This is a genomic window from Lactobacillus sp. (assembly GCF_014803895.1).
The window spans coordinates 1-12988 of the sequence record NZ_JAAVAU010000016.1 but is presented as its reverse complement, the minus strand read 5'-3'; the positions used below and the strand labels follow the sequence as shown (position 1 = coordinate 12988).

13 protein-coding genes are annotated in these 12988 nt (G+C 32.9%); 9 read left to right on the top strand and 4 right to left on the bottom strand.

What is annotated here, in order from left to right; all coding sequences use genetic code 11:
- Nucleotides 1–153: 153 nt before the first annotated feature.
- Nucleotides 154–1131 carry an alpha/beta hydrolase gene (locus HDR40_RS05555; protein WP_290627346.1) on the bottom strand — a complete coding sequence of 326 codons (978 nt, stop codon included), beginning with the start codon at nucleotides 1129–1131 and terminating at the stop codon, nucleotides 154–156.
- A gap of 85 nt (nucleotides 1132–1216) precedes the next feature.
- Between HDR40_RS05555 and HDR40_RS05550 the strand changes: the two genes are divergently transcribed.
- On the top strand, nucleotides 1217–1921 hold the full coding sequence (locus tag HDR40_RS05550; RefSeq protein ID WP_290627344.1) for a ribonuclease H family protein: 705 nt from the start codon (nucleotides 1217–1219) through the stop codon (nucleotides 1919–1921).
- 35 nt (nucleotides 1922–1956) lie between these two features.
- Here the strand turns inward: HDR40_RS05550 and HDR40_RS05545 are convergent, their stop codons facing one another.
- Entirely contained in the window at nucleotides 1957–2919 is a 963-nt protein-coding gene (locus tag HDR40_RS05545) for a DUF1002 domain-containing protein (protein ID WP_290627342.1), read from the bottom strand.
- Between the two features lie 119 nt (nucleotides 2920–3038).
- On the opposite strand from HDR40_RS05545, the gene HDR40_RS05540 reads away from it, so the two are divergent.
- On the top strand, nucleotides 3039–3869 hold the full coding sequence (locus tag HDR40_RS05540; protein WP_290627340.1) for a glycosyltransferase family A protein: 831 nt from the start codon (nucleotides 3039–3041) through the stop codon (nucleotides 3867–3869).
- Here HDR40_RS05540 and HDR40_RS05535 read toward each other — a convergent pair.
- Nucleotides 3866–4084 carry a hypothetical protein gene (locus HDR40_RS05535; protein ID WP_290627338.1) on the bottom strand — a complete coding sequence of 73 codons (219 nt, stop codon included), beginning with the start codon at nucleotides 4082–4084 and terminating at the stop codon, nucleotides 3866–3868. The genes HDR40_RS05540 and HDR40_RS05535 overlap by 4 nt on opposite strands.
- Nucleotides 4085–4177: 93 nt before the next feature.
- On the opposite strand from HDR40_RS05535, the gene HDR40_RS05530 reads away from it, so the two are divergent.
- From HDR40_RS05530 to HDR40_RS05510, 5 genes are all read left to right on the top strand, one after another.
- On the top strand, nucleotides 4178–4834 hold the full coding sequence (locus HDR40_RS05530) for an alpha/beta hydrolase (protein ID WP_290627336.1): 657 nt from the start codon (nucleotides 4178–4180) through the stop codon (nucleotides 4832–4834).
- Between the two features lie 113 nt (nucleotides 4835–4947).
- A complete protein-coding gene (locus HDR40_RS05525) occupies nucleotides 4948–5937 on the top strand; it encodes a ribose-phosphate diphosphokinase (RefSeq protein ID WP_290627334.1) in 990 nt (329 codons plus the stop codon).
- 140 nt (nucleotides 5938–6077) lie between these two features.
- Nucleotides 6078–7430, top strand: a complete 1353-nt coding sequence (locus HDR40_RS05520) for an amino acid permease (protein WP_290627332.1) — start codon at nucleotides 6078–6080, stop codon at nucleotides 7428–7430.
- 120 nt (nucleotides 7431–7550) lie between these two features.
- Nucleotides 7551–8207: a TetR/AcrR family transcriptional regulator gene (locus tag HDR40_RS05515; protein WP_290627330.1), complete on the top strand. Its 657-nt coding sequence runs from the start codon at nucleotides 7551–7553 to the stop codon at nucleotides 8205–8207.
- 23 nt (nucleotides 8208–8230) lie between these two features.
- Nucleotides 8231–9064 carry a hypothetical protein gene (locus HDR40_RS05510; protein ID WP_290627328.1) on the top strand — a complete coding sequence of 278 codons (834 nt, stop codon included), beginning with the start codon at nucleotides 8231–8233 and terminating at the stop codon, nucleotides 9062–9064.
- Nucleotides 9065–9099: 35 nt separating this feature from the next.
- Here the strand turns inward: HDR40_RS05510 and HDR40_RS05505 are convergent, their stop codons facing one another.
- Nucleotides 9100–10776 carry a CAP domain-containing protein gene (locus HDR40_RS05505; protein WP_290627326.1) on the bottom strand — a complete coding sequence of 559 codons (1677 nt, stop codon included), beginning with the start codon at nucleotides 10774–10776 and terminating at the stop codon, nucleotides 9100–9102.
- A 190-nt stretch (nucleotides 10777–10966) separates the two neighbouring features.
- Between HDR40_RS05505 and HDR40_RS05500 the strand changes: the two genes are divergently transcribed.
- Both HDR40_RS05500 and HDR40_RS05495 read left to right on the top strand, forming a co-directional pair.
- Nucleotides 10967–12052 (top strand): D-alanine--D-alanine ligase family protein, encoded by a 1086-nt coding sequence (locus tag HDR40_RS05500; RefSeq protein ID WP_290627324.1) that lies wholly within the window; start codon nucleotides 10967–10969, stop codon nucleotides 12050–12052.
- 16 nt (nucleotides 12053–12068) lie between these two features.
- Nucleotides 12069–12863: a MerR family transcriptional regulator gene (locus HDR40_RS05495; RefSeq protein ID WP_290627323.1), complete on the top strand. Its 795-nt coding sequence runs from the start codon at nucleotides 12069–12071 to the stop codon at nucleotides 12861–12863.
- Nucleotides 12864–12988: the final 125 nt, after the last annotated feature.

Below are 12988 nucleotides of genomic sequence, written 5' to 3'. Positions count from 1 at the left end.
TAATTTAATTCCAGCTAACATTTTTTCACCTCCTCGTCGCAAAAATTATAGCAAATTCAAAAATATACTAAAATAGAAAATCACTGCAAAAGCTGGTTTCATCTCGGCAATGAATTACCAAGTTTTCACCAGCTCGTAATATTATAAATAGACTTATACAATAGGATCATCATTTTTATTTTTTTTTTCTGTCTTATGCTTTTTAATTCCTAAGAAAGTATCTATGATATCGATTACCATTAAATTGTCATGCATCATACTATGTTCAGCCATAGGTCCGCGGATTTCTACTTCCTGGAAAGTATGACTAATAGGTGCCAGAATATAGCGAATGGATTTTGCAGAAATTACCGAGATAAAGCGGTCAGTATTAGTTTCATCTAGCACATTTCCATAGATATTTAAAATTGAAATATCAGGATTAAAACGGTAACGATTTATAAGCATTCCTATATAAGACGTCGACATAAATAATGGTCTTCCATTTTCATTTAGTTGGTTAACATTGGGAATATCCCCCAGATACATAACCCCATCAAATGGGCCTGCGATTAAGGCTGCTTTACGCAAACGGGGGAAATGTTTACGATAATATGTTTGCATTTCCGTTTTAATCAATGAAGGAGCGCCAAGTGAGTGAGCAACGGCATCATACTGATTAAATTTAAATTTTTTAGATAAAAAATTTAGTGTAAAGCGTAAATAGTAACAAATAGCATAAATTCCTACTACTCGTTGTTTGAATACTAATTGAATAATGGGATGGCGATCGCCTGTCCATGTACCTTCCATTTTGATATTACCGAATAAATCTGAAGTAACTTTAAGATATTTGGAGTTTCCTTTATCTTTACCAGCTTGTTGAACCATAACATTTGTTGTGTAATCGCCACCGCGAAAGCCATGGATATAAATAATTGGAATTTGTTCTGTTATATTGGGGTTTCTTTTTTCATAGTTAACATGATCAATTATTTTACGCTTATGAAGTCTTAGTAACCATCGTGTAGGAGGAAAAGTAGCAAGCAAGCCAATTGTAACCATCGTTGCAAAACTCTCATCTTTTTGTTTATCAGATTTTTTACGATTTTTCTCAGCTTCCTCGCTATATTTTTTTTGTTTGAAAAACAAAAAATACCCCCTTTATAATATTTAGAAAAAATAATAGTATAAATCTATTCTATCATTTTTGTAATTTTAGAAAGTGAGTAAAAATATGCCATTTTATGCAGTAAGAAAAGGTAGGAAACCAGGTATTTATACTACTTGGAGTGAAACCCAAAAACAAATTAATGGTTTTTCAGGTTCCCAATATAAAAAGTTTGTGAAAAAAGCAGATGCACAAGCCTATATGGGGAACAATTTATTACTTGAAAAAGAAGGAAATGATTACAGTGATGAAGAAATTGCAGAATTAGCAAAAGAGTTCCCAATTACTGTTTTTACTGATGGTGGGGCGATTGATAATGATAATTCAATTGCTGACCATCCGGCTGCTTGGTCATATTCTATTCAAGAAACAGGAACCGGGAAGTTTTTAAGCCATCCTGATGCACCGGCAGGTAAGGATTTTGGTGCAAGTAATAATGTGATGGAAATAACAGCTTTAATTGAAGCATTAAAAGAATTGATTAATACTGGTTTTAATAATAAACCGATTTTATTTGGAATTGATTCTGAGTACACTATCAACGGGGCAATTAATATCAATTCTTACAAGGCAAATGGTTGGAAAAATTCAACCGGTGAAGTTAAAAATTTATCAAAATGGAAGCAGGTAGATGAATTGCTCCAGCAAATTTCAGACTATAAATTTGTAAAAATTCATAGTCATGATGGTAATATGGATAAAAACTTCTTTACCAGAGGTAATGACCTCGTTGATAAAAGTTTGGGTAAATTGACGGGACATAATAGCTAAAAAAAATGAGGCTTAAGCCTCATTTTTTTATTAAGTTATCTTAAAGTAATCATGCCACCAAACAAACTTCTAAACCAAGACGTAATCGAATCAACTAACTTTTGGAACCAATTTCTAGTTTCAGGAGTATTAAATTTAGAAAAAATATTCTTAGCTCCTGCTTGAATTTGATTTGCTAATTTGCTTGCTTGTTGTTGGAAATTTTTATTATTTAAAGCACCTGAATTTTTGATTTCAACTAACATATTAACAATTTGCTGTTTCTGATTATTTGTGATTGTGTCGCCTAAGTGGTTAATATTAATTTGGTTGTTTACAATATCACGAATTTTACTATTAGAAATATTTTGTCCCTGCTTAGCCATTTCAGCTTTGGCGCCAGCAACAGCATTGTTTAATTGTGCATCAGAATAACCATCTTTATTCTTATTTGCTGTAGTAATAGAACTTAAAGTTCCCATTTCATTTTGAGCAGCATTAATTTGTTTTTGATTTAATTTTTCTCCAGTTTTTGCATATGCGGCGTAAACACCTGCTAAAGCACCTGAACCATCGATTGGGACAGCTGAAGTCACATAAATATCTGCATCTTCAATTCCTGCAGTTAAGGCTGCATTTTTATATTGATTGGAGGTAATAGTAGTAATATTATCTTTGCCATTATAGGATAAAATATGAACGTTGATACCACTGCCAGAACTAGTTTTTTGAATCATTGCACTAGACCAAACTCCGGAACTAGTAGTGAAGTTGTCACCGGAAGGATTCAAATATTTTACTAAGTCACTCCCGTCAATGGTAATTGTTTGATAATTAGCACCGTTGAGTGGAGCAGTTAAAGTTTTTAAAGTTCCTTGTTTTTGAGAACTAGTCAAAGAGTCACCAAGTGTAACTACGGGTGTATCATCCGCCGCTTTAACTTGATTTTTTGAAAAAGCAAATAAGCCCAAAAAAGAACAGAGAATAATCGTATTGATTATGGTCATTAATTTTTTCATTTTTTAAAATCCTCATAAAAATTAAACTATATTGCTATATTATAAACCAAATTTTCAATGAAATTAGTTAAATAAGTTTGAAGATGCTATAATTTATTAAATAAAAGGAGGACGATTTCGTGTTACGCCAGCCACTTTTAACCGTTATTATGCCGGTTTATAACATGGAAAAATATCTTGGTCGTGCTTTAGAAGCTCTGGCTAAGCAAGATGACAAAAATTTTAAACTTTTGATAGTCAATGATGGCTCAAAAGATAATACCCGGGAAATAGCAGAGTCTTATCGTACACGCTTTTCCTTTTTTAAAATTATTAATAAAAAGAACGGTGGACTTTCTGATGCTCGCAATGTGGGGATGGATAATGTAGATACACCATATTTTACTTTTCATGATGGTGATGATTGGGTGGATCCAGGTTATACAGCTTTTTTTGTGCACGCTTTTGAGAAGTATCCACAAGTTGATATGGTTTCATGTGGATTTTGGATTGATTCCCCTAAAAGGTCTGCAAGTCATCCCGTAGGTGAAAAAAAAGGAAAAGGTTTGCTTTCTAAACGTGAAACTTATATGTTAATGACTAATGTCTTTGGATCACCAGTTAAAGGCTATACTTGGAATAAGGGTTACAAAATAGACTTGATTAGAAAATATAAAATGCGTTTTGTAGAAGATTTAGCTTTCATGGAAGATCAAATTTTTAACGTAAAATATGTTTCTTTAACTGATGGCGTGTACTTTAATTCAGATCCTTATTATCATTATTGGCAACGTTCTGATAGCATGGTTCATGATTTGAATCCTAAGAAAATTCCTGATAATTTTAGAGCTAATTATCGTGTTTGGAGTCAGATTATTAAGAGCCTAATGACAGAAAAAAGTAAGAATAAACTATTAAAGAAAAAGGGTGCTCATAAGGCATCCTTGAATGATTTAAATATTAAAGATTAGAGCTTATCTTTGATGTGATAAGGTGAACCTTCATTTCTAGCACTGTCAGCATAATAAATAGCATAGATACCGTTAGTTGCACTTTGAGCAATAACAATTTGCTTAGAAGTTGGTTTTTCAGCTTTAAAAATTTGTGCACTACGGCGAGCTTCTTTGAAATCATGTGAGGAGGCAATTGCATCACCAGGATTGAAGAATACTGCTTCATTGTTCATTTATACACATCTCCTTTACTTGATTGTATTATTATCTATATTTTATCAAGTTTAGGTGTTAGTCTCTAATTTTTAGCTTATAAAGGATTTTTTATGAAATTAACTGTTAATGGAGTCGAACTTTACTATCAAAAACTAGGTCACGGACATCCTCTAATTTTATTACATGGTCATCATCAAGATGGGGCTGTTTTCGATAAATTAATTTCCCCTTTGTCCCTGTATTACACCATCTACGTTCCTGATTTACGTGGCCATGGCTTGTCAGGAGGCGAGCCAAGTGAACATTACCAAACTGACGTCGAAGATATGGTGGCCTTTATAAGAAAGTTAGGCTTGGAGAAACCATATATTTTAGGTTATGGTGCTGGTGGAGTAGATGGATTATGGATTGCCAGCAAATACCCTAATTTAGTTGATAAATTAGTGATTGCGGGAACTTATGTAAATGGTAATGGTGTTAGTGCTACTCATATTGCTTCAGATACTTTTAAGCGTTTCTTTAAGGGAGATCGAGATAGTAGAGTTGCCATGAGAGAAACTAAAATTCCTCCACAAAGACTAGCTAAGATTAACACGCCCACTCTTTGTGTAGTTGGGGAGAAGGACTGGGTTAAAATAGAGCATGTTAGGTGGTACAGTGAGATTCTTCCTAATTGTCGGTTAGTTGTTATGCCACGTCAAAATCATACGAGCTACGTAATTCATAGTCTAAAGATGCTAGATTTAATTAAGGAATTTTGTAAATAATCAATTAAATTTCAAAAAAAGAAGGCAAGCAGTTAACTTGTCTTTTTATTTGGACTGTTTTTTAGTTATAATTAAACTAGATGAATAGGTAATTTCAAAGAAGGATAGGAATAATGAATAAAGAAGAATTACATCAAATGCTGCACCCAATGAAGTTGATTGGTCTTGGTGGTAACCAAGCTTTAGCGGAAAGAATTGCGAGTGCATTAGATACACCATTGCTTGAAACTGCTGTACAACACTTTAGTGATGGTGAAATTCAGGTTAATATTACAGAAACTGTTAGAGGCTGTGACGTTTACGTAATTCAATCCATCCAAGATCCTGTAAATGAAAACTTTATGGAATTAATGATTGTTTTGGATGCCTTACACAGAGCCTCAGCACACTCTGTTAATGTAGTGATTCCTTATATGGCTTACTCACGGTCTGATACAAAGAATCGTTCACGTGAACCAATTACAGCTAAGTTAATTGCTAACTTGCTTCAGTTAACTGATATTGATGACTTAATTGTAGTTGATTTACATGCTTCTCAAATTCAAGGTTTCTACAATATTCCGGTAGATCATTTGCATGCAATGCCAATTTTGGCTCAATACTTCTTAGATAATGGAATTGCAAGTAAGGATGAAGATGACGTTGTTATTGTTTCTCCTGATCACTCAGGTGCTAAGCTTGCTCGTAATTTTGGTTCTTACTTTGATGCTCCAATTGCTATTGTTGACCAACGTGGAGCACGTTATGATACTGAAGTTCATGATATGATTGGTGATGTTAAGGATAAGACTGTAATTATTGTTGATGACTTAATTGATACAGGTTCCCGAGTTTCTTCATCAACTAAGTCTGTTTTAGCTGCAGGTGCTAAGAAGGTTTATGTTGCAGCAACTCACGCACTTCTTTCTCAAAATGCGACTGAAGTGTTAAATGAATTACCAATTGAACAAATTGTAGTAACTGATACTATTAAGCATAAAAAATATCCAGACAGAATGGTTCGTTTATCTGTAGATCGCTTGCTTGCTAAAGGTATTGATTATATTTACAACGATAAATCTATCCATCAAATTTTTGATGAACAAAATAGAATTAATGGTTAAGATTGACTCTTAATACTAAATTATGGAAGGTCGTAGTATGTGTTTACTGCGACCTTTTGTTTAGAGTTTTTTTGCTTTATTTTATTCCATCGAATATAATACTAAAAACATTACTTATTGAAAGAAAGTGAAGTGAAACAATGGCTGATAAAGAAAAAAATAAATTGCAACGTTCTTTAAAAAGTAGACATGTAATGATGATTGCTATTGGAGGAGCGATTGGAACAGGTTTATTTTTAGGATCTGGTAGTGCAATTAAAAGCAGCGGACCATCAATTATTTTGTCTTACTTAATTGTTGGAGTCGTAACTTTCTTCATGATGAGGGCTTTGGGAGAACTAATTTTATCTTCACCTGAGCATTCTTCTTTTATTAGTTCAATAAAAAAATATTTAGGTGATCGAGTAGAATTTGTAGCAGGTTGGACATATTGGATGTGTTGGTTAAGTTTGGCTATGGCTGATTTAACGGCTACAGGGATTTATTTGAAGTATTGGTTCCCATCATTGCCTCAATGGGTGGGACCTTTAGTTATTATTTTAATTTTATTGGTTATAAATCGTTTGAATGTTGGACTTTTTGGAGAATTAGAAAGTTGGTTCTCCATGATTAAAGTCATTGCTATTGTGGCCTTGATTTTGGCTGGCGCAATTATGATTATGATGCAAATGCATGTTGGTGATCATGTTGTGTCTTTAAATAATATTGTATCTCATGGTGGTTTTTTCCCTAAAGGTATTAAGGGATTTTTAATGTCATTTCAAATGGTAGTTTTTGCATTTGTAGGGATCGAAATCGTAGGATTAACTGCTAGTGAAACAGCGGATCCTGAAAAAGATCTTCCTAAAGCTATCAACAGTTTACCGCTTAGAATTGGACTTTTTTATGTTGGTTCAATGATTGCTATAATGTCTGTTCAACCTTGGAATGAAATTAAAACAACTTCAAGTCCATTTGTACAAGTTTTTACAGCAGTAGGAATTCCTGCAGCAGCTGGTATTTTAAATTTTGTTGTTTTAACAGCTGCAATGTCAGCAACTAATAGTGCTATTTTTAGTACAAGTCGTTCTCTCTATGCTTTAGCATATAGTGGCAATGCACCTAAGCGATTAGGAAGATTAAGTCGTAATGGTGTTCCAGATCGAGCATTGACATTCTCATCTTTAATTTTATTTATCATTGTAATTTTGAATTACATTATGCCAGGTAAAATTTTTGATATTATCTCAACTGTTTCAACGATTAGTTTTATTATGGTCTGGTTAATTATCATGTGGTGCCATTTAAAATATCGTAAGGAAAATAAAAATAAACTTGGTCAATTTCAAATGCCAGGTGCGCCACTGACTGATTGGTTGACAATTATTTTTTACTTAGCAATTTTAGTGATTTTATTTGTTATTCCAGAAACGCGTATTCCAATGATTATTGCTTTGATTTTTATTGCATGTTTATGGATAGGATATGGTTTTTTTACGAAAAATAATAAATAAGATAAAATGGTTGGTATAAAGATAATTATTATATAAAACTACTTGCCTATGCTCAGATAGTATATATACTGCTATAATAGACTTTATAAGAGAATTGAATATAGAGATAGGGGACCGATTATGGCAAGACAAAAAAATATGCAACGCCGTAGAACTATTTTAAGAAATACGTTCACTTTGTTGCGTAAAGATGGGATAAACAACGTGTCTTTGCAAATGATTGCTGATAAATCAGGAATCTCTAAGTCACTGTTGCAATCGTATTATCCCCATAAAAACAAATTAATTATTGAAATCGTTACTAATTTTATGTCCACGATTCTACAGATTTTGAATTCTGAGCAATTCAAAAATGTTAATACTTATGCAAAGATGAAAGCATTTATCTATATTTTGCTTGAAATGGGTTTGCGTGATGAGGGAATTTCAAATGTATTAGAGAGTATCTTGAAAGATCCTGATTCTACTGAAAAATGGGGACAAATTTTAGATAACTGGTTAATTGAAGAAGGCGTAAAAGACGAGTTAGGAAACGATATGCAACTTAAGTCAGGGTTGGCTTTTATTGTCAGTGGAGGGGCTAACTTATTCCTTAAACGTCAACAATTTGATGTTAATGCTGAAATGATTTCTGATATAATGGTTAAAACCTTTATGACAACATTTTTAGACTTTCCGGATGCGCGTGTAAAGGAGACGTTAGAAGAAGGCCATCAATTAACTGAAAACTTTAAAATTGATGAAGTATTTCAAGCTATTGATGTAATGTTTGCATAAATCAAAATTGAAAGGATTAGCATATGGTAGCAGGTTCGCGCAGTGAATTACGGCGAATTGATCAAGCTCAAAATGCTCACAATAAAAGATCTTTAGTTTTTATTATTTTTACAGTTATTACATTAGGGTTTAGTTTGTTAACTTTTATGAATCCTAATTTTATGAAAAAACAGCTTGCTAAGGAAAGCAATGCTGTAGTAGCTGAACGTTTTGTAAATGAGAGATTTGATAATTTCGCAGAAACAATCGGTGCTGATCGTAACGGTGATACAAGTAATATTTTAACTGAAAAGCAGACTAAACCGATTGCTAATGCTATGGTGGATTATACTTTAGGAATACATTGGTTTAGAGCAGAAAATGCTAGTTTAGCTGAAAAAATTCGACAAGTTATTTTAAAAAAGATAGACGGAAATTCTTCCCAAGAAGCACAATCTGTCAAAAGTCACTTAAAGAAATATAATAATCGAGGAATTTATTCTGTTATTACTGGTTTTAATTTATCGTCCGTAACTCTAAGTGCAAATATTGAAACTTTATTTGTAGTAATAAATGCGCTTATAATCATGATGTGTTTGTTATCTCTGTTTTCAGTAATTAGAAATATGACTACTTTACTCAGTAAAAAGGGAATTGTACATGCCATTATGGGAGCAATTATGTGGGTAGGTGCTTTATTTATGATTATTTATGGTTTATTAGCGGCTGTACCACTAATATTCAATGTTGAAGGCTTAATTTTCAGCATTGGATATTTCTTAGAAGTTGCGAGTGGAATATTCCTAGAATTAGTAATAGTTGGTGTAATCCTATTTGTAATTAGTACAATTTTATGGCAATTAACAACTGAAGATTAAAAGTAAAATGCATGGCAAGTAAAAGCCATGCATTTTTATATTAGATTATTTGTTTGTCCTAAAGGTTGTCTTATCCATTGATGTGGTCCTAAATAATACCACACAGTATTTCCAATAGTAATTGTTTGCCCATAAGGGTAACTCTTACCCGGAGTCAAATGAGTAATCGAAGGTTTTCTCAAATCATCGTAAGGACTAGAATAAACATTTTTATCAATAGTGGATTGAGTTATATTAATTAAACCTGCTTTGAGCTGTGGATTAGAAGTAATATAGAAAGTTTTAAACCATTGGTTAGATCCTAAGTTATAAAAAGATTTACCATCTTGATAAGATCTACCAAATAAATTTGTATTTAACTGACGGTTAGAGGATAAAGTATCACGTAACTTTTCTCCTTTTAGTAGCAAATCAGGACGAATATCAATAACATCTTCAATTGATGTAGTGTCTGAATTAGTGGCATTATTGGTATTTGTGTTACTTTCTGTTTGGGTAGGAATATTGAAAGTAATTGTTCCACTCGAATTGCTAGCAGAATCGTCACTGCCACTGATGGCAGAGCTATCAATATTTAGACTGGATGAAGCGGATGAAGAGTCATTGTTACTGCTAATTTTGGGAACAGTAACATTGTAATCGTAGTCCTCTGAGCTCGGAGCTTTATTTGAACTGGTGCTACTAGTGGGTGCTTCGCTAACACTTTCATTTTCTTTATTAAGGTTGAAAAGTTTAAAAGTATAATTATAAACACCCTTGATTTTTACTGCATATGAATGACCAGAGGTCAATTTTAAATTTCCAGGGAAATAAGTTAAAACTGTGGCAAAGTTTCCATATCCTAAATTAGAGTAGTTCTTAACTTTTGTTGCTTTCACTGTTTGACCAGTATCTAAATCGGTAATTGTAATTTTGGGTTTACCTAGAACAGTTTGGTCAGATAAATAAAGTGACCAAGCAATATTTTTTCCTGTTAATAATTCTATTGGAAAAATTCCTGAAGATGGGTAACTAACGGTAGAAGTTGAAGCTGTATTAAAACTGTCACTTGCATAAGCAACTTGTTGAACTGAGTAACGGTATCCATTAGATCCATAGGCTGCTCCAATACCTGTAGTTGTTAATCTTGAGGAAAGTATCCAAGCACGGTGACCAGTGTCAGAACCATCTAAGTTATAACTGTCAGTTAGAAGATCTGTAATTACGTCTCCAGCTGATTGGTCAGAGACATTAAAATTTAAGTTTGAACTAGCAGAGACATTTTTAGCAATCGACCAATTTGCTTTACTAATATATTTCGGCCTCTTTTCATTTGGTAAACCATGTTGGTTTTTAAAAGGATCAGCATTAATTGCTGCCATAACGCTTGCAGTAAGTTGAGCGTTGTCGTTATCCGTAGTATTGCTAGTGATAGATGGCAAGTTAAAGAGACTACGATAAAAATTAATATATGCTAGTTGGTCTGAAACATATGAATCATTTAACGTTCCTGCAGAAAAAGGAGAAGTTAAATGGGGAGCTGTGGCATAAATATTATTTTGATCAAATATTGTTTTAGGCAAATTAGTATATTGTTTTTGAATACTTTTAATTTTAGCACTTTCGCTTTGAGTAAAAGTAGCTGCATAGGTATGGGTAGTGGGACTTATTGCGTATGGTCCAGCGAGTGTAACACCAAGTAATGCTATTATAATTTTTTGCTTAAAGTGCATTTGTGAGTCTCCTCTCTGTCACCTATATTATAGACAATTGTACTATTTTTCTGTAGAAAATTGAATTATAGACAATTGTACTATTTTTCTGTAGAAAATTGATTTTTATTAATACTTTTTTGTAAAAAAATTCACTCACTTGGCCTACATTGTTTATAATAAGGATTCAGGGACTAAAAGGAGAAAAATAATGACTAAAAAATTAAAAGTCGGTTTGATTTTTGGTGGAAATTCTTCTGAATATGAAGTATCTATCATGTCAGCCCATAATATTTATAATGCAATCGATACTAACAAGTTTGATGTATATCCAATGTGGATTACCAATGATGGCTATCTTGCTAATGACGAAGATTCACATAAGGTATTAGAAAATCCTAAAATGACTGTAGAGAATCCTCATAAAGTCGCAAATCTTTCTAATATTGTAGAATTAGAAGATCGTCCAGAAATAGATGTTTTCTTCCCAATTGTTCATGGTAACTTAGGGGAAGATGGATCACTTCAAGGCTTATTTAGAGTCATTGATAAACCATTTGTTGGGGATGACGTTTTAGCTGCAGCCGTAACTATGGATAAAGAAATGACTAAAATTTTAGCTCAAAGAGCTGGAGTTAAGGTAGCTAAATGGATTTCTATCAAACGTCCTGAATATGATAATAAAGATAATGAAAAACTTGATTATGATTATGTTGCTAAGGAATTAGGTAAAGATTTATTTGTTAAGCCATCTAATCAAGGTTCATCTGTCGGTGTAAATCATGTTTTGAATGCTGAAGAATATAAAGCTGCTTTAGAAGATGCTTTTAAGTACGATGATAAAGTTTTAGTTGAAGAAACTGTTCATGGTAGTGAAGTGGAAACTGCTGTTTTAGGTAATGATAAGCCAATAGTTTCTGGTGTTGGACAAATTACTAATGCTGAAGATTCTTTCTACAGTTATGAAAATAAATATGATGACAATTCGACTTCAACTCTTCAAATTCCTGCACATTTACCTGAAGGAATTATTGAAAAAGTACGAAAAAATGCTTTAAAAGTATATAAAGCAACAGAGTGTAGCGGTATGTCTCGTATTGATTTTATGCGTCGTAAAGATGATGATGAAATTATTTTAACTGAAGTTAACGCTCTTCCAGGATTTACCAATATTTCTATGTATCCAAAACTATTTGAAGAAGTTGGTATTCCTTATAGTGAATTAATTACACGTTTGATTAATTTAGGAGTAGAGCGTTACAATCATAAGAAAACCCTATTACATAAACACAAATAAAAGAGTGAGAGATTAAATGGAACGCGACCACAATTTTGAAGAACTTGCTGCGCCTGCTCAAGCTGCTGAAGATTTAAATATTAGTGTAGCAACTTTAAGAAAGTATTCTTTACTAGTTGAAAAGGTTACTGGCAACAAAGATTACTATGAACGAACTAAGCAAAAAGCTCGCTTATATAGTGAGAAAGATATTGCTGATTTAAAAGCTTTTCAACATTTGGCTAAGGATGAAGATTTAACTTTACAAGAAGCAGCTCAACAAATATTTGCGATTAGTAATGTAGATGGCAAACAAAATGACAGTAAAAAGGCTGACCATATAGTTGATACTTTATCAAGCCAAGCAAATCAAGGTAATACAATGGTTGATGCTAAGCAAGTAATTAAGTTATTAACGATTTTGCAAAATACTATTACCAGCCAAAATAAGGCAATTCAAGATTTGCAAAAACAAGTTGCACGCGTTGAAGAGCAAAATAGAAAATTAATTGATAGTTCTCATCAACTCAGTCAACCTACTAAAACTGTACAAGAAACTCAAGCTCCACAATTGACTAAGTCGACTCAATCTGAAGTACAGGCAACAATGCCTAAGTTGAAGACGGAAGCAGAGAAGAAAAAAGAAGAAATGGCTGCCGAGATTGAGGCTGATAAGCAAAAGAGCGATGAAGAAATGCATGATGAAATCATGGAAAAAACTCGTGAAAATCAAGAGAAACAAGCTGAGGCTATTCATCGTACTTTAGCGCAAATGCAAGTGCAACCACGTAGGACCAGTAAAAAACACTGGTGGCAGCGAATTTTTAAGTAGACAAAGCAAAGAGTCTGGGAAAAAACTAGCTTCCTAGACTAAAAAATAAGAGCAAGAATTCTATTTTTAGAAATCTTGCTCTATTTTTGTGTCTTCTTTTTGTTAAAATAGTCCCTTTTAGGACT